Source organism: Mesorhizobium sp. M0174, assembly GCF_040322275.1.
Classification (GTDB): Bacteria; Pseudomonadota; Alphaproteobacteria; order Rhizobiales; family Rhizobiaceae; genus Mesorhizobium.
Genome location: NZ_JAMYTB010000001.1, coordinates 91,179 through 115,037, shown reverse-complemented (window position 1 = coordinate 115,037; position 23,859 = coordinate 91,179). Strand labels below are relative to the sequence as shown.

Here is a 23,859-nt window from a genome sequence, read left to right as displayed (position 1 = left end):
CTAGCCCGACTGGATCGGGATGGAATTGGCCCCAGCGCCTGCCGCCGTCACACTTGAACCGAAATCTCACTTGCCGCCGTCGCCCTCGGGCAAAGACCGCACCGGCGTGCCGGAATAGGCCCACAGCCATTCGCGCGGCAGCGGCCCCTTGTTGCGGTCGCTTTCCTGCGACTGTTCCCATGCATGGGCGAGGATGCCGACCGAGCGCGACAGCACGAAAAGGCCGCGCGTCAGCGGCGGCGGGAAGCCGAGCTCGCCGTAGATGACGGCCGTGGCGCCGTCGATGTTGAGCGGGATTTTTTTGCCCTTGCGCCGCGCCACCTCGGCCTCGATCGCCTCGGCAATGTCGGCGAAGCGCCCGCTGACGATGCCGCGCGCGGCAAAGTCGCGGGTTAACTCGATGAGGCGGGGCGCCCGCGGGTCGACCGGATGGAAACGATGGCCGAGCCCGGGCACATAGCCGTTTTCCCCGGCAAGGAAACGATCGAGCCGCGCCGACACGGCGTCCGCAAGCGGCATGCCGGCGTCCAGTTCGGCAGCGATGTCTCCGTAGAAGGAAAGCGCCTGTTCGCCGGCGCCGCCATGCACATCGCCAAGCACGTTGACGGCTGATGCCATGGCGCTGTTGATGCCGACGCCGCAGGTGATCGCCATACGGGCGATGGCGATCGACGGCGCCTGCGGCCCATGGTCGACGGCAGCACCCAGCGCGATGCCAAGCAGCGCCGCCTGCTCCTCGCCTGGCAGTTCGCCGCGCAGCATCAGCCAGATCATTGCCGGAAAGCTGACGCGGCCGATCAGATCCTGGATTTCATAGCCGCGCAGCCGGATGACGCCGGGGCGCATCTCGATGATGCCGGTCTGCCACCATTCCTCGCCGCGTGCGCGACCAGTCTTGTTTTGCGTTCCGCTCATGCCTTCGCTCTTTTCCTGGCACGCGGCGGCAGGCCGGCAAAAACCTCGCCCATATGCTCGCCGAGCGCCGGCGGCGGCCTGCTCGGCAAAGGTGCCTCGCCATCGACCATGAAGCCGCAGCGCACCACGGTCAGCGGCTGGTCCATCCCGGACACAGCCGGGAACCGCGCCGTCATGCCGCGCTCGATCACCTGTCGCTCCTGCAGTATCTGCGGGATTGTCAGCACCCGGCCTGCCGGCACGCCGGCGCGATTGAACGTCTCCTCCCAGGCGGCGGCCGAGCCGCTCGTCAAGGCATCCTCGATCAGCGCTTTCAATGCAATGCGGTTCTGCTTGCGCGTTTCTCGCTCGGCAAAGCGGACATCCGACGCCAACTCCGGCCGACCGATCAACCGGCACAGTGTGACGAACTGCTCCTGCTTGTTGGCTGCGATGTTGAGCAAGCCGTCGCCGGTGCGAAACGCGCCAGACGGTGCGGCCGTCATATTTTCATTGCCCATCGGCTGCGGCTCGACGTCCGCCGTCAGATAGTTCGACACCGGCCAGCCGAGCGCAGAAAGCGTGCATTCGAGCATCGAGACGTCGAGGAACGCGCCCTCGCCTGTCGTCTTCTGCTTGACCAGCGCGGCGGTAATGGCGAACGCCCCGACCAGCCCGCCAAGCGTATCGGCGACCGGATAGCCAACACGCAGCGGCGCGGTTTCCGGTGTACCGGTGATGCTCATAATCCCGGAAAGACCCTGGATGATCTGGTCGTAGGCTGGATTGTCGCGCATCGGCCCGGTCTGGCCGAAGCCCGATATCGCACAATAGACAAGGCTTGGCCGGACTTCTTTCAGCCTGGCATGGCCAAGCCCCAGCCGGCCCATTACGCCGGGACGGAAATTCTCGACCAGCGCGTCGGCCGAAGCGACCAGATCGAGGAAGCGTTCGCGGTCGGCGTGCTGCTTGAGATCGAGCGCCACCGAGCGTTTGCCGGCATTCTGCGCCAGGAACGAAGCGCCCATGCCCGCCCGGTTGAGCTCCGGAGAGGCGCCGAGCTGGCGCGCCAGATCGCCGCCTTGCGGCGTCTCAACCTTGATGACGTCGGCCCCGAGCAATGCCAGCTGGTAGGCGCAATAGGGGCCGGCCAACACATTGGTCAGGTCAAGGATGCGGATGCCGGAAAGCAGGTCTGTCATGACGTCACGAACAGCTCAGGCATCGCCCGGCACGTGCTCCGGTCCCCGCATGCGTCTGTGCTCGATGTAGGCCCAGATATGCGGTCCAACCAGCCCGATGAAGGCCAGCGTCAGCAACGTCAGCGACAGCGGATGCTTGTAGAACACCGTCCAATCGCCGTTCGAGATGGTCATCGCGCGGCGGAACTGCGTTTCGGCAAGCGGCCCGAGAATCATGCCGATGATAACCGGCGCGGTCGGAAAATCGAAACGCCGCATCAGGAAACCGGCGGCACCGAGCAGATAGAGGATGACGAGGTCGATCGGCGATTGCGAGATGCCGTAGGTGCCGACTGTTGCGAACACCAGGATGCCGGCATACAGCTGCGGCGCCGGGATCTTCAGCAATCGCACCCAAAGCCCGATTAGCGGCAGGTTAAGGACGACGAGGATGACGTTGGCGATGAACAGGCTGGCGATCAGCCCCCACACTAGGTCGGCCTGCGTCGTCAGCAGCAGCGGCCCCGGATTGATACCGTAGCTCTGGAATGCCGACAGCATGATTGCGGCCGTCGCCGAGGTCGGCAGGCCGAGCGTCAGCATCGGCACCAGCACGCCGGCCGCGGATGCATTGTTGGCTGCTTCCGGTCCGGCAACGCCCTCGATGGCACCGACGGTGCCGAACTCGTCCTTGTGTCTGGAGAGTTTCTTCTCGATGGCATAGGAGAGGAAGGTCGGGATTTCGGCACCGCCGGCCGGCATGGCGCCGATCGGGAAGCCGATCAGGGAGCCGCGCAGCCATGGCCTCCACGAGCGCGACCATTCGGCCGCGGTCATGTAGAGCGACCCTTTCAACGGCACGATGTCGTCCTTGCCGGCATAGCGGCGCGAGGCCATGTAAAGCGTCTCGCCAACGGCGAACAGGCCAACGGCGACGACGATGACGTCGACGCCATCCAGCAATTCGCTCATGCCGAAGGTGAAGCGCGGCTGCCCCGTCTGCAGGTCGACGCCTATCATGCCGACGACGAAGCCGGCGAACAGGCTGGTCAGGCCGCGTACCGACGACGAGCCGAGCACCGCCGAAACCGTGATGAAGGCCAGCACCATCAGCGAGAAATATTCGGCCGGGCCGAAGGCCAGCGCAAATTTGACGACGATCGGCGCCAGAAAGGCAACGCCGATCGTGCCCAGCGTGCCGGCGACGAAGGAACCGATCGCCGAGGTCGCCAGGGCCGCACCGCCACGGCCGGAGCGGGCCATCCTGTTGCCCTCGAGCGCGGTGACGATGGTGGCGCTTTCGCCAGGCGTGTTGAGCAGGATCGATGTCGTCGAGCCGCCATACATGGCGCCGTAATAGATACCGGCAAACAGGATGAAGGACGCCTCCGGCGCCACTTGATAGGTGATCGGCAACAGCAGCGCTATGGTCAGTGCCGGTCCGAGGCCGGGCAGCACGCCGATCGCAGTCCCAAGCGTGGTGCCGACCAGGCACCATATGAGATTGATCGGCGAGAAGGCGACCGAAAATCCGTGCGCGAGATGGCCGAGCGTTTCCATGGCGTCAGCCCCTCAGCATGGTGACGAGCGAATCGACGATCGCGTTCAGCTGGTTTTCGATGAAGCCGGCGCCGATATTGACGCCGAGCGCCCTGGCAAAGCCGAAATAGGCGGCAAGCGCCAGGATCAGCCCGAGCAGCACGTCACGCAGCGGGCGCCGGCTGCCGAAACCGTGGCAGATGAGAACGAACATGATGACAGATGCCGCGGTAAAGCCGAGCGGCTGGATCAGCACGAGGTTGGCGATCAGTCCGAGGGCGACGATGCCCATCGCCTTCCAGTCGGTCGGCGTCGCCTTTTCGTCCTCCGGCTGCCAGCCGCCCCGCAAGGCGGCAATGATGAGCAGCAGCGACAGGATCACCATGCCGGTCATGGTGATGTAGGGAAAGACGGTCGGACCGACCTTGGAATAGAGCGGCGACACCGGGATTGCCAGCGTCTGCCAGGCAACCGCACTCGCACAGGCGAGGAGCCCGACGCCGATCAGCAGTTCGGGCACTGCAAGGCGCGGCGGCGCCGGCTGGTCGCTGGTGCTCATCATCGTCCTCCCAATGTCGGTCCCTTGGGGCCGGTTCTCCTTGGACCGGTCTCACCCGGCCGATCTTGGCGTAGTTTCACCTCCGGCGCCGCGTATGTCCATGCGGCTAGCGAAAGTCGGCAAGGGTTGGCGCAGGCTGCCACCCCTTGCCGAGAGCATCACGCTAGACCGAGGTCCTTGAGGATCGTCCCGATGCGGGCCGTGTCTTCTGCGACGAATTTCGCATAATCGTCACCGGTAAGCAGGATCTGCGTCCAGTTGCGGTTCTTGCATTCGGTGGCCCAGGCGTCGCTCTTGGCCATGGTCTCGATCAGCTTGATCATTGCTGCCTTGTCGGCGTCCGAGACGCCGGGCGGTGCGAAGACGCCACGCCAGTTGAACAGCTCGACATCGATGCCTGCTTCCTTCATCGTCGGCGCATCGATCCCCTCCTGGCGTTTGTCCGCGGAGATGGCCAGCAGCCGCAGCGCACCCGCCTTGACCTGTTCGGCGAACTCGCCGTAGCCGGAGATGCCGGCCGCGACCTGGTTGCCGAGCAGCGCCGAAAGCGCCTCGCCGCCGCCGGCGAACGGCACATAGGAAACATTGGTGGCCGGAACACCAACGGTCTTGGCGATGAGGCCGAACAATATATGGTCCGAGCCGCCGGCCGAACCGCCAGCAACCGGAACCTGCGTCGGGTCAGCCTTGAGAGCCGCGACAAAGTCCGCGGCCGTCTTGAACGGCGAGGCGGCCGGCACCACAAGCGCCTCGAACTCACCGGTGAGGCGGGCGATCGGCGTGACCTCGGTAAGGTTGTTGGCCGCCTTGTTGGCGATGATGGCGCCTACCATGACCATGCCGGCCACCATCAGCGCATTGCCCTTGCCCTTCCATTGGTTGACGAATTGCGGCAGGCCGACAGTACCGCCGGCGCCGCCGACATTGGTGATCTGCGACCCGGAAATCAGTTTTTCGCTGCGCAGCACCTGGTCCATGGCGCGCGCCGTCTGGTCCCAGCCGCCGCCCGGCGCCGCCGGCACGAAAATCTGCAGCTGCGGCGCGTCCTGCGCAAAGGCGGGGACAAAATGCGATGCCGTGAGTCCGGCAGCACCTGCTGCCGCGGTGCTCATCAAGAATCGGCGTCTGTTCAGCATGGGATTCCTCCAAATCGCGACACCTCCTCCGGTGCCTGCCAGAAACGTGGCCTGATTTCAGACCCGCTCGATAAAATTCATGCAGAGTTTGCGTCCTCCTGTCAAAGACAGAACACGCCGCATGCGGCACAATCGGACTGTGCGATCTTCAGGCAGGCGAACTTGACGCCGGACGACGTGGCAGGCAGACGCCAGACGGCGCCCGTCAGGGCTGCCGCTCCAGCAGGATGGTCGGCTTGCCTTGGTAGACGGTTCGAAGCACTTCGCCGTAACCACATTTTGCCGCGACGTTCAGCGATCCGGTGTTCTCCGGATCGATGATGCAGACGGTCTTCGCGGCGCCGAACGTCTCGTCGCCCCAGGCAAGCACCCGTGCGACGACTTCGCTGGCCAACCCGTGGCCATGCGCGCCCGAAACCAGAGCCCAGCCGGTCTCCGGAATGCCCTCGATCGACGGCGTCATGTCGCGTTTCAGATCGTGAAAGCCGGCCTCGCCGATGAAGCAGCCGGTCGCCTTATCCTCGATCGCCCAGAAGCCGTAGCCCAGAAGCGACCACAGGCCGGCGTGGCGTAGGAAGCGCATCCAGCTTTCCTCCCGCGTGCGCGGCTTCCCGCCGATAAAGCGGGTGACGACGGGATCGGCCCACATAGCGACATAGGCGTCGAAATCGTCAAGCCGGTGCGGCCGCAGGACCGTGCGCGAGGTCTCAAGCACTGGGGCGACAATTGTATGCGGACTGGCCATGGTCATGTCTCGTTTGTGTTGCCGGTGCCTAATGCAGGTCTTCCAAAAGGGGGACAGCGACACGCACGAGACGGGAAATCCAAATCCGTTGTGAAAAACAAGAGCCAAGGCTGTGTAGATCATCTTCCAGGCTGATGTGAATCCTGCCAGGCGGTGTTAGTTTTTCTCCGGTATTGGTTCAGGCGCGTTGGGTTCGGCGCTGCCGCCCGACAGAGGGAATACAGCATGGACACCACCGACCTTGTGCTTGCCATCTGCCATCATTTGCTGGTGTTTTCGTTGGCAGGCATCATCGGCGCCGAATTCGTCCTGATCCGCAGCGACTTGTCCGCCGCGACGCTGAAGCGGCTCGTCGGCATCGACCGCCACTACGGCATCATTGCCATGCTGATCATCGTCGTTGGCATCGGCCGCGTCGTCTATGGTCTGAAAGGCTGGGAATTCTACGTCTACAATTGGATGTTCTGGGCAAAGATGGCCGCTTTCGCCATTGTCGGCCTGTTGTCGATTATCCCGACCATCCGTTTCCTATCCTGGAACACGCAGGCGAGCATCAGTCCCGGCTACCAGGTTCCTGCGGCGGAGCTGGCGTCCGTTCGCACCTATGTCCGCACCGAGGCATCGATCTTCCTATTGATCCCGGTGTTCGCGGCGGCGATGGCGCGCGGCTACGGCTACTAGAATAGGTTGGAGGAAGGGCATCGCACGGCCCAACCTTGCCACTCATTTGCGCAGAGAAACGTGCGGTTTGCCGTTTGAGCGCGATTGTCATTTGTCGGGTTGCGCTAGTTATTGCTCTATCTACAGTCGGTTTAGAGGAACCCGCGCAGCGGTTGGCAATCATATCCTGGGAGGAAACACGATGCGAAAACTCATCGCCGCGTTGGCTGCCGCTGCGGCCGCCATGCTTTATCCGTCGGCCGCTGGCGCGCAGACCTACCCCGAACGCACCATCACCATTGTCGTGCCGTTTTCGGCCGGTGGCCCGACCGACACCGTCACGCGTCTTGTCGCGGAAGCTATGTCGAAAGACCTCGGCCAGCAGGTCACCGTCGAGAATGTCGGCGGCGCCGGCGGCACGCTCGGCGCCGGCCGCGTCGCAAATGCCGAGCCTGACGGCTACACGCTGCTCCTCCATCACATCGGCATGGCTACCAGTGCTACGCTCTATAGAAAGCTCGCCTACGACACACTGAACGGCTTCGAATATGTCGGCCTCGTCACCGAGGTGCCGATGACCATCGTCGGCCGCAAGGACCTCGAGCCGACCGATCTGAAGGGGCTGGTCGACTATGCCAAGGCCAACAAGGACAGCATCACCGTTGCCAATGCCGGGATCGGTGCCGCCTCGCATCTGTGCGGCATGCTGTTCATGAGCGCCATCGGCACGCCGCTGGTCACCGTACCCTACAAGGGCACTGGCCCGGCCATGACCGATCTTCTCGGCGGCCAGGTCGATATCATGTGCGACCAGACGACCAATACCACCAAGCAGATCCAGGGCGGCACTATCAAGGCCTATGCCGTAACCTCGCCACAACGCCTCGATGTGCTGCCGGACGTGCCGACGACGATAGAAGCCGGCCTTCCCCAGGTGCAGGTCGGCATCTGGCACGGAATCTATGCCCCCAAGGGCACACCGGCCGAGATCACCGAACGCCTTTCGAAATCGCTGCAGGTGGCGCTGAAGGACCAGAATGTCGTCGCCCGATTTGCCGAACTCGGCACCAAGCCGTCGCCGGAGGCCGATGCCACGCCGGCCGCGCTCAAAGCTAAGCTGGAAAGTGAGATCGCGCGCTGGAAGCCGATCATCGAAGCGGCCGGCCAGTACGCCGACTAAAGGTTCTAACGGGGCGCCATCAGCGCCCCGTTTTTTTACACCGGCATCGGCACGCCCATGAGGCGAGCCGGGAGGACGCAATGAAACCTTTCGCAATCGACAGGACCAACGGCATATGCGCCGCGCTGTTGGTCTTTATTGGCGCCTTTTTCGCGCTGCAGTCGCTGGGCCTCGAAATCGGCACCGCCTTTCGCATGGGGCCGGGCTATTTCCCGCTGGTGCTGGCGATCGTGCTGATCCTGCTTGGCGCCGCCATCCTTGTCCAAGCGGTGCGTTTCGAGAGCGAGCCGATCGGTTACATCGCGTGGCGCGGCATGCTGTTTATCCTGCCTGCTCCGATCTTCTTCGGCCTGACGGTGCGCGGCCTCGGCTTCATCCCGTCGATCTTCCTGACGGCGCTGATCGCATCGTTCGGTAGCGGCCGCATGAGGCCGCTGACCGCACTCGTGCTGTCGGCCGGCCTGACGCTGTTCGCATTCGTCGTTTTCAGCTACGCCCTCGGCCTGCCGTTCCGGCGTTTCGGCCCGTGGTTGCCCCTATCGTTGTGAGGAGATGAAATGGAACTCCTCAGCAACCTCGCACTCGGCTTTTCGACAGCCACATCTTTGGCAAACCTCGGCTTCTGCCTGATCGGCGTCCTTCTCGGCACGCTGATTGGCGTCCTGCCCGGCATCGGTGCCACCGCAACCATCGCCATGCTGTTGCCGATCACCTTCCAGATTGGCGACCCGGTTTCCTCTCTCATCATGCTCGCCGGTATCTATTACGGCGCGCAGTATGGCGGCTCGACCACCGCCATTCTCATCAACATGCCCGGCGAATCCTCGTCGGCCGTCACCGCAATCGACGGCTATCAGATGGCCAGGAACGGCCGCGCCGGAGCAGCCCTGGCGACCGCGGCGATAGGCTCGTTCTTTGCCGGCACGGTGTCGACCTTCCTCGTCGCCATCTTTGCCCCACCGCTGACGGCGATAGCGCTGAGATTCGGCGCGGCCGAGTATTTTTCGCTGATGATCGTCGGCCTGGTCTCGTCCGTCGCGCTCGCCCACGGCTCGGTCGTCAAGGCGCTGGCTATGGTCGTGCTCGGCCTGCTGCTGGGACTTGTCGGCACCGATATCTACACCGGTACGCCCCGCTTCACACTCGGTATCCGCGAATATGCCGACGGGCTGAATTTCGTCGCAGTGGCGGTCGGCGTCTTCGGCGTCGCCGAGATATTGCGCAACCTCGAAAACGAGCATGAGCGTTCCGTGCTGATCCGAAGTATCTCCGGCCTTATGCCGAGTAAAGAAGATTTTCGCCGCATGGCGGCTCCCATCGTGCGCGGAACGATCATCGGTTCGGCGCTCGGTATCCTGCCCGGAGGCGGCGCGATCCTTGCCGCCTTTGCGTCCTACACCGTCGAAAAGCGCGTCTCGAAAAACCCGGGGGAATTCGGCAAGGGCGCCATCGAAGGCGTCGCCGGACCGGAATCGGCCAACAATGCCGGCGCCCAAACCTCCTTCATCCCAATGCTGACGCTCGGTATTCCGGCCAACCCGGTGATGGCGCTGATGATCGGCGCGATGATCATCCAGGGCATCGTGCCCGGCCCCAATGTCGCCATCGAACAGCCCGCGCTGTTTTGGGGGATCATCACCTCGATGTGGATCGGCAATCTGATGTTGATTGTCTTGAACCTGCCGCTGATCGGGCTCTGGGTGAAACTCCTTACCATCCCCTACTACGTGCTCTTCCCGATCATCATGGCGTTCTGCTCGATCGGCGTTTACAGCGTCAACACCAATGTCTACGACCTCTATGCCGTCGCCTTCTTCGGCTTGCTTGGCTACCTCCTGACCAAGCTGCGCTGCGAACCTGCGCCGCTGCTGCTCGGCTTCGTGCTCGGCCCGCTGCTTGAGGAAAACCTGCGCCGCGCTATGATCCTCTCGCGCGGCGACCCAAGCACCTTCGTGATGCGGCCGATCAGCGCCAGCCTGCTCCTCATCGCGCTCGCCGTGCTCGTCATCGTCTTTCTCCCCGCGGTCAAGAAGAAGCGCGAAGAGGTGTTCGTCGAGGAGAGTTCCTGAACATGGATGTCGCCGCATAAAAGGAACTTTAGATTCAGCTAGCGGGCAGTGGTTGCCGCTGCTCGGTCCTGAGCTGCTTCCACTGGCCCGAGCGGCCCGATCTCGACCAGTGGTGCAGGCACGCTGGTCGTCTTTTCCTTGGCCTTGCAGATATCGGCGATGACGCAGGCCGGGCAATCCGGCTTGCGTGCCTTGCAGACATAGCGGCCGTGCAGGATCAGCCAATGATGCGCATGCCGGATATATTCATCCGGAATGATCTTCAGGAAACCTTGCTCTACCTGTTCCGGCGTCTTGCCCGGCGCCAGGCCGAGCCTGTTACCGATGCGGAAGATGTGCGTGTCGACTGCCATCGTGTGCTGGCCGAAGGCGACGTTGAGCACGACATTGGCGGTCTTGCGGCCGACACCCGGCAGCTCGACCAGTTGATCGCGATCCTCAGGCACCTCGCCGCCATGGTCACGGATCAGCGCCGCGGACAGCGCGATGACGTTCTTGGCCTTGTTGCGCCATAGCCCGATGGTGCGGATATGGTCGCCGAGCTTGGCCTCGCCCAGCGCCAGCATCTTTTGCGGCGTGTCGGCAATTTTGAACAGCGCCCGCGTCGCCTTGTTGACGCCGGCGTCCGTCGCCTGAGCCGAAAGCACCACCGCCACCAGCAGCGTGAAGGGGTTGATATGTTCGAGTTCGCCTCTCGGCTCCGGCCGCTGAACGGAAAAACGGCGAAAAATCTCATGCACCTCGGCCGGGCTGTAAAGCACCCGCGATCTCGCCGGCCGCGTACGCGGCTTGGCGTTCGAGTCATCGCGGCGGCCGGGCAGCAGGTCTTTTTTGAGCGCGGAAGAGTTTTTGGGCTTGGGGCTTGTCATTGCCTTCCTATAATATTCCCCAATGAGCGACACAAACGCCTCATTTCAGGCCGACGAGCCATTCTTCCAGGCGCTGCTGACACCGCACCGGTCGCTGGGCAAGACCGGCTTTGCCATCCTGATGGGCGCACTGCTGTTCGGGTGGCTGGTGACCGGAGCGTTCTTTCTGTCGCGCGGCGCCTGGCCGGTGTTCGGCTTCTTCGGCCTCGACGTGATCGCCGTCTATATCGCCTTCCGTGCCAATTATCGCGCCGCCCGGGCTCGCGAGGAGGTGTCGGTGTCGCGCACCAGCCTCGATATCTGCAAGACTGCCCCGTCGGGCAAATCGGAATCACACCGCTTCAATCCGTTCTGGGCACGCTTTTCGATCGCCCGCCACGCCGAGATCGGCATCACCAGAATGGCGGTCGAGGCGCAAGGAAAAACCGTCTCGATCGGCGCCTTTCTCAACCCCGACGACCGCGAGAGTTTTGCCACCGCATTTTCGCGCGCTCTGGCGACCGCCAAGGCGCGCTGAGCCAGCGTTTCAGAACCGATAGCGCAACAGCCTGCCGATCTTGCGCAATGCTGGAATGCATTTCCAAAGGCGAACAAACAGTTTCGCGAGCCAGCGCATGCGAGCGGCATGTTCCGGCTTATAGGCAGGGATGTCCTCGATGAACCGCAGCTTCGGAACGGCTCGCTCCAATTCATGCGGGTTCTCAATGCTCCAATGGACCTCGGCGCCGGTGGCGCGGAAGGAGGAATTGAGGCGAATGATCTTCAGGCCCAGGCGACTATAGGCATCGAAAACCAGTTCGCCGCTCGAAAGATGTCCCACCAAACGAGAAAACAGTTGCTGCCCCTCCTCGGCGGCCAGGTAGGGAGTCAGGCCTTCCGCCACGACTATGGCCGGGCGATCCCGAGGTACTTCGTTCAGCCATCCAGGTTCGGTGAGCGACGAAGCGATCAGGTGGTAGCGATCCCGCACGGGATAGAGCCTGCGCCTGAGGTCGATGACTTCGGGATAGTCGACATCGAACCAGTCCACGCCGGCTGGCGGGTCGATACGGAATATGCGCGTGTCGAGCCCACACCCCAGATGCAGCACGATGGCGTCAGGATTTCGGGCGAGAAAGTCCTGAACGCAGACGTCCAGCGTCTTTGCCCTGATTGCTAGACCGATGCCGAGATTGTTGTCGACCTTGAGCCGCGAGAAATCATAATCGATGTTGCGCATCGCCTCGTCGGCAAAGTAGTCCCGGAGCAGCGAATTGGGCAGCCGGCTCTCCAGCGCCTTGCCGTACAGTGTCAAAAGCAAAGTCTCCTTTGCCCCGGTCAGGTTTACTTTTTCACCAGCCACGACCGTCCTCCCCATTCAAAGCCAGCTCTATCTGGGTACATGCTGCGGGAAAGCAAGTTTCGGGTGGTGATCGGCGCCGCGAAGGACGATATTCGCACTCAAGGAGATACTGCCATGAACGCCCAAATGCCTCTCAAAACGACAGCAATCCTTCAGAAAGACATCACGCCTGAAGGCGGTGACTACGAAATCGTCCGTCGTGCCATCGAAAAGATCAGCCTCGACTATCGCGACCAGCCTTCGCTGGAAGTGCTGGCCGAGGAGGTCGGCGAGACGCCGACCGGGCTGCAGAAGCTGTTCACCCGCTGGGCCGGCCTATCGCCCAAGGCTTTTCTGCAGGCCGTTACCCTCGATCATGCGCGCAAGCTGCTCGATGCCGGCATGCCGCTGCTTGAAACCTCGTTCGAGCTCGGCATGTCCGGCCCAGGCCGGCTGCACGATCTGTTCGTCACCCACGAAGCGATGTCGCCGGGCGATTACAAGACCCGCGGCGCAGGGCTCACCATCCGCTACGGCTATCATATCTCGCCTTTCGGCATCGCCCTGATCATGGTGACGGACCGCGGCCTTGCCGGCCTCGCCTTCAACGACCCCGGCGGCGAGCGTGCGACCTTTGCCGACATGTCCAGCCGCTGGCCGAACGCTAGCTATGTCGAGGACATGGCTGCAACGGCGCCCTATGCCGCGCGTATTTTCGATCCGACGCTGTGGCGCGCCGACCAGCCGCTCCGCGTCGTCATGATCGGCACCGACTTCCAGGTCCGCGTCTGGGAAGCCTTGCTGTGTATTCCGATGGGCCAGGCCTGCACCTATTCCTCGATCGCCGCGCGCATCGGCGCACCGAGCGCCAGCCGGGCTGTCGGTGCCGCGGTCGGTGCCAATCCGATGTCCTTTGTCGTGCCGTGCCACCGGGCTCTCGGCAAGTCCGGTGCGCTCACCGGCTACCATTGGGGCCTGACCCGCAAACGCGCCATCCTCGGCTGGGAGGCGGGACAGGTCTCTTCGTAAATAGCCAAAGAATGGAACGATAGGAGCGATGTCAGGACCGCTAGGGTGACAAGCAGCGATCTTACGGAGTAGCTTCCCGCATGCGTTAGCGGGAGGCACTTCTTGATCGTCGTCATCGGCTCCATCAATCTCGACCTCATCGCCAGTGTCGACCGCTTGCCCGGTCCCGGCGAGACGGTGCGCGGCTCCGGTTTCGCTACTGCCCCCGGCGGCAAGGGCGCCAACCAGGCGCTGGCCGCCTCCCGCGCCGGGGCCAAGGTGCGCATGGTCGGCGCAGTCGGCAAGGACAGCTTCGCCGGCGAGGCTCTGGCGCTGCTGCGCGAGGGCAAGATCGACCTGTCCGGCGTCGGCGAGACCTTTGCCTCGACCGGTACCGCGTTGATCATGGTCGGCGCCGACGGCGAGAACGTGATCGCCGTTGTGCCGGGCGCCAACGATTCGGTCGTGCCGGGTGACCTTTCCAAGGCTTTCCTGAAAAACGGCGATGTCGTGCTGTTGCAGTTGGAAGTCCCGCTGCAAACGGTCGAGACGGCGCTTGGCGCGGCAAGGACGGCCGGCGCGGTCACCGTGCTCAACACCGCCCCTTTCCATAGCGACGCCGCCGGCTTCCTCGGCAAGGCCGACTATCTCGTCGCCAACGAAACCGAGTTCGACCTCTATGGCGAGGCGCTGTCGTTGAGTGGCCGCGACCGCCCGGCGCGGATGCGCGACTATGCCTCGAGAACCGGCCGCACCATCGTCGTCACGCTTGGCCCGGACGGCGTTCTGGCAGCAACGCCGGACGATCTTCTGATGGTTCCGGCGCTGAAGATCACCCCGCTCGACACGGTCGGCGCCGGCGACACGTTCTGCGGCTATTTTGCAGCCGGGCTGGCAGCCGGCCTGCCGCTCGACCAGGCGCTTGCCCGCGCTGCCGCAGCCGGTTCGCTGGCCTGCCTGAAAGCCGGTGCACAGCCGGCCATCCCGCTGGCCAGGGACGTCGATGCCGCCTTGCAGAAATCCGCAGGCTAAAGCGGGATGACAGCCGCGCGCCCGACAACGAAGCATGCGGTGCCGCCCGCCGGCGACATCTGCCGCCTGTCCGCCGTGGAACTGGCCAACAGGATCAGGCGCCGGCAACTTTCGGTACGCGAAGTGGTCGCGGCATTCCTCGACAGGATCGAGGCGGTGAACCCGCTGGTCAACGCTATCGTTTCATTGCGCGAACATGCCGACATCCTGCGCGTGGCAGACAGCGCTGACGCCCATCTGGCGCGAGGAGGAGATACCGGATCGCTGTTCGGCCTGCCGATCGCGATTAAGGATCTTGCGCTGACAAAAGGCCTGAGAACCACCTTCGGCTCGCCGATCTTCGCCGATTTCGTGCCTGAGGAAGACGACTTCTTCGTCGAGCGCGTCCGCAAGGCCGGCGCCATCATCATAGGCAAGACCAACGTTCCCGAATTCGGGCTCGGCTCCAACACCTACAACACCGTGTTCGGCCAGACGCTCAACGCATTCGACCCGACGCTGACCGCCGGCGGCTCGAGCGGCGGCGCGGCGGTCGCGCTGGCGCTCGACATGGTTCCCGTTGCCGATGGCAGCGATTTTGGCGGCTCGTTGCGCAATCCCGCTGCCTACAACAATGTCTATGGGTTCCGCCCGTCGCAGGGATTGGTGCCGGCTGGCCCTGACCTTGATGTGTTTCATGCGCAAATGGGCGTCGAAGGGCCGATGGGGCGTAACGTGCGCGACATGGCGCTGCTGCTCGACGTGCAGGCCGGCTATCATCCTCGCGCGCCGCTGTCGCATGATAAGCCAGGCTCGTTTCTCCAAGGGGTGGAAACGCCGGCGGCCGGCGGGCGTATCGCCTGGCTCGGCGATCTCGACGGTCATCTGCCGGTTGAAGCAGGCATTCTACAGCTTTGCGAGGCAGCACTCGGCCGGTTCGCGGATGTGTCCTTCGAGGCCGAGCCGCTGATGCCGGAATTCGACTTCGAAGCGCTGTGGCAGGCCTTTGTAACGCTTCGGCAGGCGAGCAGCGGTTGTGCGCTCAAGGTGCACTACGATGATCCCTTGAAACGCAGTCTGCTGAAGCCGGAGGCCGTGTGGGAGGTGGAACATGCGCTTCGCCTCACCGCGCCGCAAATCCATGCGGCAACTGTGAGGCGCTCGTCCTGGCATCGAATGCTGCTGTCGCTCTTCGAGCGTTTCGACCTGATTGCGCTGCCAGCCGCACAGGTCTTTCCCTTCGACGTCGCCACCCTCTGGCCAAGGGAAGTGGCCGGGCGTGCCATGGACAGCTATCACCGCTGGATGCAGGTCTCAGCGCTCGCCACGCTGGGCGGCTGCCCGGCGATCAATGTGCCGGCGGGCTTCGACTCCAGGGGCAGGCCAATGGGCATGCAATTGATCGGGGGGCCGCGCGGTGACCCCTCCGTGCTGAGGGCGGCTGCCGCCTATGAGGCAACGCTGCCATGGCAGGCCGGCGCCTGCTGAAATCAGCTCCGCATTGTCGGCGCTTCGCCGACTTGCACGCAACTCATCGCCATGCATTGATCGCGACAGCACGCCGCACGAGCGGCATTCTGCGGAGGGAAAAATGTCGCTGGAACTCTACGCCACCTACGTCGTCGCCTGCATCGTCATCGTCCTGGTGCCTGGACCGACGGTCACGCTGATCATCGCCAACAGCATACGCCATGGCTCCCGCGCCGGCCTCGCCAACGTCGCCGGCACCCAGGCCGGGCTAGCCATCATGATCGCCATCGTCGGCATCGGATTGACTTCGCTGATCGCCGGCATGGGCCACTGGTTCGAATTGGTCAGGCTGATCGGCGCTGCCTACCTGATCTGGATGGGCGTGCAGATGTTCCGCTCGAAAGGCAAGCTGAACGCCGACGGATCGGCAAAAAGACCGCGCGGCGGCTTCTTTTTGCAGGGCCTGCTGGTGGCGATCAGCAATCCGAAGACGCTGGTGTTCTTCGGCGCCTTCTTTCCGCAGTTCATTGCGCCTGAAGGCAATTATGCGTTACAGATCGGCGTCATGGGTCTCACCGCGATGATCTTCGCCGCCGTCTCGGATTCGACCTACGCGCTGGCCGCCGGCCGCGCCGGGCGCCTGCTGTCGGCCGGCCGCGTCAAGCTGCTGTCGCGGATCAGCGGCAGCTTCCTGGTCGGCGGCGGCCTGTGGCTGGCATTTTCCAAGGCGAAGTAACGGCACCTTTCCCTTCTCGCGTTGTGGAGAAGGTGGCCGAGCGAAGCTCGGTTGGATGAGGGGTGTTCCAGCTTGGCAATGACTGCACTCCGCCCAACCCATCAAGGGGGAATGAAAGACGGCGCTAAAGCCGCCCCAGCCTTTCCAGCAACAGCGCGAAAAACGCATCGTGGTCGATGTCACGCATCACCATGGCGTTCTTCGGCCGCTTGGTCACTCCCCACCAGTCGATCACCGTCATGCCCATGGTGAGCTCCGAGGCGGTTTCCACGCTGACATTGCAGTTGCGGCCCTTGAACAGCTTCGGCTTCAACAGATAGGCGATGACGCAAGGATCGTGCAGCGGGCCGCCGTCGGTGCCGTATTTTTCCTCGTCGAACCGTTCGAAGAATTCCAGCATGTCCGCGGTGGCCGTGCCGACCCGGGTGCCGAGCTTGCGGAAGGCCTTCGTGCGCTTGGCGGTGGTCAGCGCCTTGTGGGTGACGTCGAGCGGCATCATTACGATCGGAATGCCGGATTTGAACACGACGTCGGCGGCATGCGGGTCGACATAGATGTTGAACTCGGCGGTCGGCGTGACGTTGCCGCCCTCGAAGAAGCCGCCGCCCATCAGCACGATCTCCTTGATGCGCGGCCCGATCTTGGGCTCGCGGATCAGCGCCAGCGCAACATTGGTGAGCGGTCCGAGCGCGCACAGCGTGATCGTGCCGCTCTCCTCCCTCATCAGCGTCTCGACGATGAAATCGACCGCATACTCGTCCTGCAGCTTCATCTTTGGTTCGGGCAGTTGCGGTCCATTGAGGCCGGTCTTGCCATGCACTTCCTCGGCGGTGACGAGTTCGCGCGCCAGTGGCCGGATGGCACCTGCATAGACCTGGACGTCCGTCCGGCCGGCCAGTTCGCAGATCTTGCGGGCGTTTTTTTCGGTAAGTTTCAGCGGCACGTTGCCGGCCACCGCGGTGATGCCGACGATCTCCAGCTCGGCGCTGCCCAGCGCCAGCAATATGGCAACGGCATCGTCCTGGCCGGGGTCAGTGTCGATGATGATCCTGCGGGATTGGGGCATTTCAATTCCTTGTTTTGGCAAGTCTTTTTGGGCGGGACGTGTGACGGCTTGAAGTCTGCCGGGCGGCGGACCATATCAAGACCATCGGGAAAAATGCCATCCGGGTTTTTCCACTTTATGTCGCTCTTGAGAGGACACTGTAACATGAGCCGAATGACGCCTTTTTCCAGCCCGCTTCTCCTCGGTTTCGATTCCATGGAAAAGACGCTGGAGCGCTTGGCAAAGTCCGGTGACAGCTATCCTCCCTACAACATCGAGCGCCTCAGCGGTGCCGACGGCAAAACCGAAAGGCTGCGTATCACGCTCGCCGTCGCCGGTTTCGCGGAAAGCGATCTCGATGTCACAACGGAGGAGAACCAGTTGGTCGTGCGCGGCCGTCAGAACGACGACACCGAGCGCGAATTTCTCCACCGCGGCATCGCTGCGCGCCAGTTCCAGCGCTGTTTCGTGCTGGCCGACGGCATGCGGGTGATTGCGGCGGAATTGAAGAACGGCCTTCTGTCGATCGATCTCGATCGGCCGGAGTCCGAACGGCTGGTACGAAAAATAAACATATCGGTGAAAGACTGATTTTTGCCGATAGCTCTCATGCGGGATGGCCTTGAGCGGCGTCTCGCGGCAAGGAGGCTTGAAATGACCAGAACTAACGAAAATATCATCATGACCAGCGGCGAATTCGCCCATCTCGGCGAAGGTTCGGTCGCCTATCTCAGGAAAGTGTCGAGCGACGATCTGCGCGGCCGTTTCCCGGGCCTCGGCGAAATCGCGCCCGGGCTGGAACTGTGGGCCCTGTTTGCCGCCAATGGCCAGCCGATCCTGCTTTCGGACGCTCGCGATCGGGCACTGGCTGGCGCGCTGGAAAACGATCTGACCCCGGTCGCTATCCACTAACGTCGTTATCCACTGACAACGGCGCCATCAACTGACAAATATGGCGCGGCGATCTGGTTGGAGACGGACAGGGCCGCACACGGCGGCCCTTCAAGGGATTTAATCAAAACCTCAGGCGGCGTGCGAGGCCTGCGTGTCCGACAGCAGCGCGTGGATGGCTACGGCGTCGCGCGTGCCTCTGATCTTGGCAACCGTGTCGGCATCGCGCAGCACCCGCGCGATGCGCGACAGCGCCTTGAGATGGTCGGCGCCGGCACCTTCGGGAGCCAAAAGCAGAAACACCAGGTCGACCGGCTGATCATCGAGGGCCTCGAAGTCCACCGGTGTCTCCAGCCGGGCAAAGACACCGGCGATCCGCTTCACCCCAGCCAGCTTGCCGTGCGGAATAGCGATGCCGTTGCCGACGCCGGTCGAGCCGAGGCGCTCGCGTTGCAGGATGGTGTCGAACACCTCTCGCTCCGGAATGCCGGAAATCGCCGCCGCCCGTTCGGACAGCAATTGCAGCAGCTGCTTTTTGGAGTTCGCCTTCAACGCCGGCATGATTGCCGGAACGCTGACGAGATCGCTCAGATCCATGCTTGAAATCCCTTGTTCGCCTGCCGTCGCCAGTCCCCACGCTCGCGTGCGGCTGGTTTTTACCCCTGCGCGACCTTGGCCGTGGACGGGTCGATCCAGCCGATATTCCCGTCCGGCCGGCGATAGACGATATTGAGATGGTCGTTTCCGGCATTGCGGAAGACCAGGACCGGGCTGTCCTTGGTGTCGAGTTCGATCACCGCTGACGCCACCGACATGGTCCGCAGCGTCATGGTCGATTCGGCGACGATGGCCGGCGCGAAATTCTCCGGTATGTCCTCCTCGTCGTCGGTAAGCGGCGCCATCACCGTATAGGCGACGTCGGTGAGCTCGCCGTTGCTATTGCCTGAATTGTGCGACTTCAGCCGGCGTTTGTAGCGCCTGAGTCGTGTTTCCAGACGGTCTGCCGCGGTATCGAAGGCAAGCGTTGGATCCTGGGCATCGCCGGTCGCCTGCAGCGAAGCACCGGAGTCCAGCCGGATCATGCAATCGGCCGTGTAGCGCGACCCCGATTTGACGACTACGATTTGCCCTGAAAAGCCCCGATCGAAATATTTCCCGATCACTTCCCCGACACGGTCGTTGATGCGCGTACGGAACGCATCGCCGATATCCATGTGTTTTCCCGATATGCGCAGTGTCATCTGAAAACTGACCTTCCTTGCTCAGGCTTCAAACTGTCCCGAGTTTATACTCGTGGTCCGCGCGCACAAGCTTTTGCGGCGTCACTTGCGCCGATTTTAGATCCGAACTTTCCGGTTGATCACAAGCCGCCTTCTTGGCCGTCCCGTGGCCTACGTCGTGACGGACCATCTCTCGTGCGGGCATCGGCGAACTCAAATCCACTCGCTAGCCCGTCTCATGCGGGCGGGCTTCTAGCCACTTCGTTGCCGCTTGTCAATGAACTGCGAAAGCTGTGGAAATTCCGTCGGAGCTCAACGGCCGGCGCTGGCCAAAGCGCGTTTTTCGCGCCGCCGCTGCACCGAAGAGGGTATGTTCATGCCTTCCCGGTATTTGGCCACCGTGCGTCTGGCAATGTCGACGCCGCTTTCCCGCAGCATGTCGACGATGGCATCGTCGGAAAGCACATCGACGGCTTTCTCCTCGTCGATCAGCTGCTTTATGCGGTCGCGCACCGCTTCCGACGAATGCGCATCGCCGCCACCTGACGAAGCGATCGAGGCGGTGAAGAAATAGCGCAGCTCGAACACACCGCGCGGCGTCAGCATGTATTTGTTTGCCGTGACCCGGCTGACCGTTGATTCGTGCATGCCGATGGCGTCCGCCACCGTACGCAGGTTGAGCGGCTTCAGGTGCCGCACGCCGTGGACGAGAAAAGCGTCCTGCTGGCGCACGATCTCAGAGGCCACCTTGAGAATGGTCTTCGCCCGCTGGTCGAGGCTGCGCGTGAGCCAGTTGGCGTTCTGCAGGCATTCGGCGAGGAAATCCTTTTCCGCCTGGTTTTTCGCATGTGGCGTGACCTGGGCGAAATAGATGTGATCGACCAGCACGCGCGGCAGCGTCTCGGCATTGAGCTCGACCGTCCAGCTGCCGTCATTGGCTGCGCGCACCTCGACGTCGGCCACGACTGCGTCGCTGGCACCGCACGAAAATGCCATTCCTGGCCGCGGGTCGAGCGCCCGGATCTCGGCCAGCATGTCGAGCAGATCCTCCTCGTCGACGCCGCAAATCCGCTTCAGCGTCTGGAAATCGCGCCGTGCCAGGAGTTCGAGATTGGCGATCAGCGCCTTCATCGCCGGATCGAGCCGGTCGCGCACGGCAAGCTGCAGCAACAGGCATTCGGCGAGGTCGCGGGCGAAGATGCCGGCGGGCTCGAATGTCTGGCAGACCGCCAGGACCCTTGCCACCGCCGTGGCGTTCGTGCCGAGGCGGGCCGCGATCTCGGCCATGTCGGCACGCATGTAGCCGGCCTCGTCGAGGCCGTCGGCAAGCTCGCTGGCGATCAGGCGGGCCGCCGGATCGGCAAAGGCGAGCGCTACCTGCTCGCCGACATGGTCGCGCAGCGTGATGGCAGCCGCCGCCATGTCCGCGACGTCAAAGCCGTCGGAGGAAGAGGTGGAACCGTTGCCGGACGCCGATTTCCATTGCGCCGTCAGGTCGGGCCCCAGCCGCTCGCTCGTACCAGGATCATCGGGAAACAGGTTTTCCAGCGATGTATCGAGCTTTTCCGAGATCGCCTCGGCGCTCCACGCCGTCTCCGCTTCGAACCAGTCGCCGTCGGCAGCTGGTTCTGGTGCAGCGTCGCCCTTCTGCGCCTGGTCGCTGGCGGCGTCCTCCTGCGGTTCGGCACGTTCCAGCAGTGGATTGCGTTCGATCTCGTCGTCGATGAAGCGTTCCAGCTCGAGATGGGTGAACTGCAGCAGGCGGATTGACTGCATCAGCTGCGGCGTCATCACCAGCGACTGCGACTGTCGTAGCTGTAGTTTTGCCGCCAACGCCATGGTTCGGTTTCAAACGCTCCGTCTACACACCCGCACTGCTGGAAGGAATTTTCCAGGCCAGCATAGAAACTGGCCCGGCTTTTGCTTGTCAAGGCGAGGAGCGGTAAAACTCGCCTGCCGACACGTTTTCAGGCAGAAAATTGAAGAAAAAGCTGCTGGACTACGCCGGAAATCCCGCTCGAACCGGAATTTCGCACTTAGAGCGTAAATCCCTCGCCGAGATAAAGCCGCCGCACATCGGCATTTGCGACTATCTCGTCGGCCCGGCCATGGGTCAGCACCTGACCGGCATGGATGATGTAGGCGCGGTCGATCAGGCCAAGTGTCTCGCGGACATTGTGGTCGGTGATCAGCACGCCGATGCCACGTGCCGTCAGGTGGCGCACGAGCTGCTGGATGTCGGCGACGGCGATCGGATCGATGCCGGCGAACGGTTCGTCGAGCAGCATGTAGGCAGGGCGGGTTGCCAAGGCGCGGGCAATTTCGAGGCGTCGCCGCTCACCACCGGAGAGCGACAGCGACGGAGCCTTGCGCAGATGGCTGATGTGGAATTCCTCGAGCAATTCGTCGAGCAGCCGCTCACGCTCCTTGCGGCTCTTTTCGACCACTTCGAGCACGGCCCGGATGTTTTGCTCGACATTCAGGCCGCGAAAAATCGACGCTTCCTGCGGCAGGTAGCCGATGCCGAGACGGGCGCGGCGATACATCGGCATCGACGTGACGTCGAAACCGTCGATTTCGATGGTGCCTTCATCGACCGGCACCAGGCCGGTCACCATGTAGAAACAGGTCGTCTTGCCGGCGCCGTTGGGGCCGAGCAGCCCAACCGCCTCGCCGGCGCGCACGCCCAGCGTCACGCCGCTGACGACTTTGCGGCCCTTGTAGCTTTTGGTCAGCCCTTTGGCGATCAAGGTTCCCTTGAACTTTGCCGCTTCGACGGTGACCCTGGCCGGTGCCGCAAGTTTGCTGGCGGCGCGCCCTGGAAGACGCGCCAGCAGCGACGATATGCCGGTCATCAGGGTTTCGCTGCTCCAGACTTCGCCGGTGGCGTGATCGACATCATGACGCGGCCGCCACAAGCGTCGACCTGGGCAAGGCCGCTCTTCATCTGCACGGTAAGCTTGCAGCCGACAAGCACGTTGTCGCCTTGCGAGAGCACGACTTTGCTGCCCGAAAGCACCAGCACTTCGGTCTTCATGTCGAAGGTGCCGCGGTCGCCGGTGGCAACCTGATCGTCCGATTTGATGTAGACCTTATCGTCGACCTCGAGATGGTCGATGTTGGCGGATCCGGTCATTGCCGCGGCACCCGCGGGCTGGGCGCCTTTGGCGGCGCCTGCATCCCTGACGTAATAGACCGTCATTTTGCCGGCCTTGAGCACGGTTGGACCCTGGACGACGTTGACGTTGCCGGTGAAGACGGCGACGCTTTCCGCCTGGCGCACCTCGAGCTTGTCGCTTTCGATCTGGATAGGCTTGTCGCCCGACAGCCTGAGGCCGGACATTTGGCTGGTGGCACCGGATTGCGCCAGCGACGGCGCTGTCCCGAAGGTCAGCCCCAAGGGCAACCCAAGCGTTAAGGCCGAGATCGCGGCGAGGCGCCGTGCCGAACTACTGAACCGCATTGGTCTCTCCGCTCTTTGCCTCTGCCGCCTTCAAACTGGCGGGATCGATGTCGACGCGCACCTTGTTCTCGAAAATCAGGACCTTGCCATTGTCCTGGACCGACATCGAATCCGCCCTGATCCGCGACCCGCCGCGGCTGACATCGACAGGTTCGCTTGTCTTCATAGTGCCTTCGGCCATGTCGAGATAGACTGATTTAAATTTTGCCACCACGCCATCCGTGGTCGACACGGTCACGTCGCTGGTCAGGCTGAACGTGTTGCCGTCGCGATCGTAGGTGCCGTGCGCAGCACCGATGGCGGCGGTGTTGTCGGCTGCAATCGGCAGCTTGGCCTTGATACCTTCCAGATCGATGATGCCCTGTTTGCTGACATCCTGTATGGCGCGGAGCGCTGTCATCGAATAGGGCAGGTTCTGCTTGGTGAAGCCGTTGAGCTTGGGATTGGCCATCACCAGCTTGCCATCGGCAAAGGCGCCGCCGTCGGCCTGCACCTCGATTGCAGCGGGTGCCATGAGATAGGAATAGACCGGAAACGCGACCGCGATCACGGCGGCGACCAGCGGTACGGCCAGCTTCAGGATCCGGACCCGGCGCGAATGACGCTGCGCAATGTCAAACGCGTCGACCCGCGCCCGGCCTGCGGCCTTGGGAGCCAACTCCGTCTCGGTGTTGGTCGGTTCGATTGGTCCCGCTAACATGACTGCTTCTTCTAAACCCCTGCCCGCCAGGCCGCCCTATAGGTGGGATGCCGGCGCCCTCAAGCAAGCACAAGCCGAGGAAAACCGCAAAAATGTGACAGCCGCCCCTGTACAACGAAAATGGCCCCAGCGCAGCCTGTACCTCATACCAGATATGGGCGC

26 protein-coding genes are annotated in these 23,859 nt (G+C 63.0%); 11 read left to right on the top strand and 15 right to left on the bottom strand.

Annotated elements, in window-relative coordinates; all coding sequences use genetic code 11:
* Positions 1-66: 66 nt before the first annotated feature.
* The 6 genes from NKJ13_RS00590 to NKJ13_RS00565 all read right to left on the bottom strand — a co-directional run bounded on the left by NKJ13_RS00590 (position 67) and on the right by NKJ13_RS00565 (position 6,054).
* The gene (locus tag NKJ13_RS00590) at positions 67-915 is read right to left on the bottom strand and encodes a citryl-CoA lyase (RefSeq protein ID WP_352702685.1); all 849 of its coding nucleotides are present in this window, start codon (positions 913-915) and stop codon (positions 67-69) included.
* The gene (locus NKJ13_RS00585) at positions 912-2,096 is read right to left on the bottom strand and encodes a CaiB/BaiF CoA transferase family protein (protein ID WP_352702683.1); all 1,185 of its coding nucleotides are present in this window, start codon (positions 2,094-2,096) and stop codon (positions 912-914) included. The genes NKJ13_RS00590 and NKJ13_RS00585 overlap by 4 nt, the downstream gene beginning before the upstream one ends.
* Positions 2,097-2,111: 15 nt before the next feature.
* Positions 2,112-3,635 (bottom strand): tripartite tricarboxylate transporter permease, encoded by a 1,524-nt coding sequence (locus tag NKJ13_RS00580; RefSeq protein WP_254816834.1) that lies wholly within the window; start codon positions 3,633-3,635, stop codon positions 2,112-2,114.
* Between the two features lie 4 nt (positions 3,636-3,639).
* On the bottom strand, positions 3,640-4,173 hold the full coding sequence (locus NKJ13_RS00575; RefSeq protein WP_352687971.1) for a tripartite tricarboxylate transporter TctB family protein: 534 nt from the start codon (positions 4,171-4,173) through the stop codon (positions 3,640-3,642).
* A gap of 158 nt (positions 4,174-4,331) precedes the next feature.
* Positions 4,332-5,309 carry a Bug family tripartite tricarboxylate transporter substrate binding protein gene (locus NKJ13_RS00570; protein WP_352776970.1) on the bottom strand — a complete coding sequence of 326 codons (978 nt, stop codon included), beginning with the start codon at positions 5,307-5,309 and terminating at the stop codon, positions 4,332-4,334.
* 205 nt (positions 5,310-5,514) lie between these two features.
* A complete protein-coding gene (locus tag NKJ13_RS00565; protein ID WP_352687969.1) occupies positions 5,515-6,054 on the bottom strand; it encodes a GNAT family N-acetyltransferase in 540 nt (179 codons plus the stop codon).
* 225 nt (positions 6,055-6,279) lie between these two features.
* Between NKJ13_RS00565 and NKJ13_RS00560 the strand changes: the two genes are divergently transcribed.
* The 4 genes from NKJ13_RS00560 to NKJ13_RS00545 all read left to right on the top strand — a co-directional run bounded on the left by NKJ13_RS00560 (position 6,280) and on the right by NKJ13_RS00545 (position 9,963).
* Positions 6,280-6,735: a DUF2214 family protein gene (locus NKJ13_RS00560; RefSeq protein ID WP_352687967.1), complete on the top strand. Its 456-nt coding sequence runs from the start codon at positions 6,280-6,282 to the stop codon at positions 6,733-6,735.
* 181 nt (positions 6,736-6,916) lie between these two features.
* Positions 6,917-7,894 carry a tripartite tricarboxylate transporter substrate-binding protein gene (locus NKJ13_RS00555; RefSeq protein WP_352687965.1) on the top strand — a complete coding sequence of 326 codons (978 nt, stop codon included), beginning with the start codon at positions 6,917-6,919 and terminating at the stop codon, positions 7,892-7,894.
* A gap of 80 nt (positions 7,895-7,974) precedes the next feature.
* A complete protein-coding gene (locus NKJ13_RS00550) occupies positions 7,975-8,442 on the top strand; it encodes a tripartite tricarboxylate transporter TctB family protein (RefSeq protein WP_352476416.1) in 468 nt (155 codons plus the stop codon).
* A gap of 9 nt (positions 8,443-8,451) precedes the next feature.
* A complete protein-coding gene (locus tag NKJ13_RS00545) occupies positions 8,452-9,963 on the top strand; it encodes a tripartite tricarboxylate transporter permease (protein ID WP_352737501.1) in 1,512 nt (503 codons plus the stop codon).
* Positions 9,964-10,001: 38 nt separating this feature from the next.
* Here the strand turns inward: NKJ13_RS00545 and nth are convergent, their stop codons facing one another.
* Positions 10,002-10,832, bottom strand: coding sequence for an endonuclease III (nth, locus tag NKJ13_RS00540; RefSeq protein WP_352737502.1), 831 nt, complete (start codon positions 10,830-10,832; stop codon positions 10,002-10,004).
* A gap of 22 nt (positions 10,833-10,854) precedes the next feature.
* On the opposite strand from nth, the gene NKJ13_RS00535 reads away from it, so the two are divergent.
* Complete coding sequence (locus NKJ13_RS00535; RefSeq protein ID WP_352737503.1) at positions 10,855-11,349, top strand: DUF2244 domain-containing protein; 495 nt, start codon at positions 10,855-10,857, stop codon at positions 11,347-11,349.
* 9 nt (positions 11,350-11,358) lie between these two features.
* Here NKJ13_RS00535 and NKJ13_RS00530 read toward each other — a convergent pair whose 3' ends face one another.
* Positions 11,359-12,174 carry a class I SAM-dependent methyltransferase gene (locus NKJ13_RS00530; RefSeq protein ID WP_352737504.1) on the bottom strand — a complete coding sequence of 272 codons (816 nt, stop codon included), beginning with the start codon at positions 12,172-12,174 and terminating at the stop codon, positions 11,359-11,361.
* 114 nt (positions 12,175-12,288) lie between these two features.
* On the opposite strand from NKJ13_RS00530, the gene NKJ13_RS00525 reads away from it, so the two are divergent.
* The 4 genes from NKJ13_RS00525 (at position 12,289) to NKJ13_RS00510 (ending at position 16,378) form a co-directional block, all read left to right on the top strand.
* A complete protein-coding gene (locus tag NKJ13_RS00525) occupies positions 12,289-13,182 on the top strand; it encodes a methylated-DNA--[protein]-cysteine S-methyltransferase (protein ID WP_352737505.1) in 894 nt (297 codons plus the stop codon).
* Between the two features lie 102 nt (positions 13,183-13,284).
* The gene (locus NKJ13_RS00520) at positions 13,285-14,193 is read left to right on the top strand and encodes a ribokinase (RefSeq protein ID WP_352737506.1); all 909 of its coding nucleotides are present in this window, start codon (positions 13,285-13,287) and stop codon (positions 14,191-14,193) included.
* 6 nt (positions 14,194-14,199) lie between these two features.
* Positions 14,200-15,660: an amidase gene (locus NKJ13_RS00515; RefSeq protein ID WP_352737507.1), complete on the top strand. Its 1,461-nt coding sequence runs from the start codon at positions 14,200-14,202 to the stop codon at positions 15,658-15,660.
* A gap of 103 nt (positions 15,661-15,763) precedes the next feature.
* Entirely contained in the window at positions 15,764-16,378 is a 615-nt protein-coding gene (locus NKJ13_RS00510; protein WP_352506599.1) for a LysE family translocator, read from the top strand.
* Positions 16,379-16,502: 124 nt separating this feature from the next.
* Here the strand turns inward: NKJ13_RS00510 and NKJ13_RS00505 are convergent, their stop codons facing one another.
* Positions 16,503-17,444, bottom strand: a complete 942-nt coding sequence (locus NKJ13_RS00505; RefSeq protein WP_352506600.1) for a nucleoside hydrolase — start codon at positions 17,442-17,444, stop codon at positions 16,503-16,505.
* A 144-nt stretch (positions 17,445-17,588) separates the two neighbouring features.
* Between NKJ13_RS00505 and NKJ13_RS00500 the strand changes: the two genes are divergently transcribed.
* Together NKJ13_RS00500 and NKJ13_RS00495 are read left to right on the top strand one after the other, a co-directional pair.
* Positions 17,589-18,014 carry an Hsp20 family protein gene (locus NKJ13_RS00500; RefSeq protein WP_023675270.1) on the top strand — a complete coding sequence of 142 codons (426 nt, stop codon included), beginning with the start codon at positions 17,589-17,591 and terminating at the stop codon, positions 18,012-18,014.
* A gap of 63 nt (positions 18,015-18,077) precedes the next feature.
* Complete coding sequence (locus tag NKJ13_RS00495; RefSeq protein WP_023675269.1) at positions 18,078-18,335, top strand: BQ00720 family protein; 258 nt, start codon at positions 18,078-18,080, stop codon at positions 18,333-18,335.
* A gap of 111 nt (positions 18,336-18,446) precedes the next feature.
* On the opposite strand, the gene ptsN is transcribed toward NKJ13_RS00495, so the two are convergent.
* The 6 genes from ptsN to lptC all read right to left on the bottom strand — a co-directional run bounded on the left by ptsN (position 18,447) and on the right by lptC (position 23,697).
* Positions 18,447-18,911 carry a PTS IIA-like nitrogen regulatory protein PtsN gene (gene ptsN / locus NKJ13_RS00490; protein ID WP_023675268.1) on the bottom strand — a complete coding sequence of 155 codons (465 nt, stop codon included), beginning with the start codon at positions 18,909-18,911 and terminating at the stop codon, positions 18,447-18,449.
* A 59-nt stretch (positions 18,912-18,970) separates the two neighbouring features.
* Entirely contained in the window at positions 18,971-19,555 is a 585-nt protein-coding gene (gene hpf, locus NKJ13_RS00485; protein ID WP_352506601.1) for a ribosome hibernation-promoting factor, HPF/YfiA family, read from the bottom strand.
* Between the two features lie 291 nt (positions 19,556-19,846).
* A complete protein-coding gene (gene rpoN / locus NKJ13_RS00480) occupies positions 19,847-21,373 on the bottom strand; it encodes an RNA polymerase factor sigma-54 (protein WP_352506602.1) in 1,527 nt (508 codons plus the stop codon).
* Positions 21,374-21,570: 197 nt separating this feature from the next.
* The gene (gene lptB / locus NKJ13_RS00475; RefSeq protein ID WP_023718959.1) at positions 21,571-22,389 is read right to left on the bottom strand and encodes an LPS export ABC transporter ATP-binding protein; all 819 of its coding nucleotides are present in this window, start codon (positions 22,387-22,389) and stop codon (positions 21,571-21,573) included.
* Positions 22,389-22,997, bottom strand: coding sequence for an LptA/OstA family protein (locus NKJ13_RS00470; protein WP_352737508.1), 609 nt, complete (start codon positions 22,995-22,997; stop codon positions 22,389-22,391). Before NKJ13_RS00470 ends, lptB begins: the two co-directional genes overlap by 1 nt.
* Entirely contained in the window at positions 22,984-23,697 is a 714-nt protein-coding gene (lptC, locus tag NKJ13_RS00465; protein WP_352476407.1) for an LPS export ABC transporter periplasmic protein LptC, read from the bottom strand. Before lptC ends, NKJ13_RS00470 begins: the two co-directional genes overlap by 14 nt.
* Positions 23,698-23,859 lie beyond the last annotated feature (162 nt).

Excerpts from the sequence above, each read along its gene's own strand:
- NKJ13_RS00590 (WP_352702685.1), bottom strand. The coding sequence starts at position 915 with ATGAGCGGAACGCAAAACAAGACTGGTCGCGCACGCGGCGAGGAATGG.
- NKJ13_RS00585 (WP_352702683.1), bottom strand. The coding sequence starts at position 2,096 with ATGACAGACCTGCTTTCCGGCATCCGCATCCTTGACCTGACCAATGTG.
- NKJ13_RS00580 (WP_254816834.1), bottom strand. The coding sequence starts at position 3,635 with ATGGAAACGCTCGGCCATCTCGCGCACGGATTTTCGGTCGCCTTCTCG.
- NKJ13_RS00575 (WP_352687971.1), bottom strand. The coding sequence starts at position 4,173 with ATGAGCACCAGCGACCAGCCGGCGCCGCCGCGCCTTGCAGTGCCCGAA.
- NKJ13_RS00570 (WP_352776970.1), bottom strand. The coding sequence starts at position 5,309 with ATGCTGAACAGACGCCGATTCTTGATGAGCACCGCGGCAGCAGGTGCT.
- NKJ13_RS00565 (WP_352687969.1), bottom strand. The coding sequence starts at position 6,054 with ATGGCCAGTCCGCATACAATTGTCGCCCCAGTGCTTGAGACCTCGCGC.
- NKJ13_RS00560 (WP_352687967.1), top strand. The coding sequence starts at position 6,280 with ATGGACACCACCGACCTTGTGCTTGCCATCTGCCATCATTTGCTGGTG.
- NKJ13_RS00555 (WP_352687965.1), top strand. The coding sequence starts at position 6,917 with ATGCGAAAACTCATCGCCGCGTTGGCTGCCGCTGCGGCCGCCATGCTT.
- NKJ13_RS00550 (WP_352476416.1), top strand. The coding sequence starts at position 7,975 with ATGAAACCTTTCGCAATCGACAGGACCAACGGCATATGCGCCGCGCTG.
- NKJ13_RS00545 (WP_352737501.1), top strand. The coding sequence starts at position 8,452 with ATGGAACTCCTCAGCAACCTCGCACTCGGCTTTTCGACAGCCACATCT.
- nth (WP_352737502.1), bottom strand. The coding sequence starts at position 10,832 with ATGACAAGCCCCAAGCCCAAAAACTCTTCCGCGCTCAAAAAAGACCTG.
- NKJ13_RS00535 (WP_352737503.1), top strand. The coding sequence starts at position 10,855 with ATGAGCGACACAAACGCCTCATTTCAGGCCGACGAGCCATTCTTCCAG.
- NKJ13_RS00525 (WP_352737505.1), top strand. The coding sequence starts at position 12,289 with ATGAACGCCCAAATGCCTCTCAAAACGACAGCAATCCTTCAGAAAGAC.
- NKJ13_RS00515 (WP_352737507.1), top strand. The coding sequence starts at position 14,200 with ATGACAGCCGCGCGCCCGACAACGAAGCATGCGGTGCCGCCCGCCGGC.
- NKJ13_RS00510 (WP_352506599.1), top strand. The coding sequence starts at position 15,764 with ATGTCGCTGGAACTCTACGCCACCTACGTCGTCGCCTGCATCGTCATC.
- NKJ13_RS00505 (WP_352506600.1), bottom strand. The coding sequence starts at position 17,444 with ATGCCCCAATCCCGCAGGATCATCATCGACACTGACCCCGGCCAGGAC.
- NKJ13_RS00500 (WP_023675270.1), top strand. The coding sequence starts at position 17,589 with ATGAGCCGAATGACGCCTTTTTCCAGCCCGCTTCTCCTCGGTTTCGAT.
- NKJ13_RS00495 (WP_023675269.1), top strand. The coding sequence starts at position 18,078 with ATGACCAGAACTAACGAAAATATCATCATGACCAGCGGCGAATTCGCC.
- ptsN (WP_023675268.1), bottom strand. The coding sequence starts at position 18,911 with ATGGATCTGAGCGATCTCGTCAGCGTTCCGGCAATCATGCCGGCGTTG.
- hpf (WP_352506601.1), bottom strand. The coding sequence starts at position 19,555 with ATGACACTGCGCATATCGGGAAAACACATGGATATCGGCGATGCGTTC.
- rpoN (WP_352506602.1), bottom strand. The coding sequence starts at position 21,373 with ATGGCGTTGGCGGCAAAACTACAGCTACGACAGTCGCAGTCGCTGGTG.
- lptB (WP_023718959.1), bottom strand. The coding sequence starts at position 22,389 with ATGACCGGCATATCGTCGCTGCTGGCGCGTCTTCCAGGGCGCGCCGCC.
- NKJ13_RS00470 (WP_352737508.1), bottom strand. The coding sequence starts at position 22,997 with ATGCGGTTCAGTAGTTCGGCACGGCGCCTCGCCGCGATCTCGGCCTTA.
- lptC (WP_352476407.1), bottom strand. The coding sequence starts at position 23,697 with ATGTTAGCGGGACCAATCGAACCGACCAACACCGAGACGGAGTTGGCT.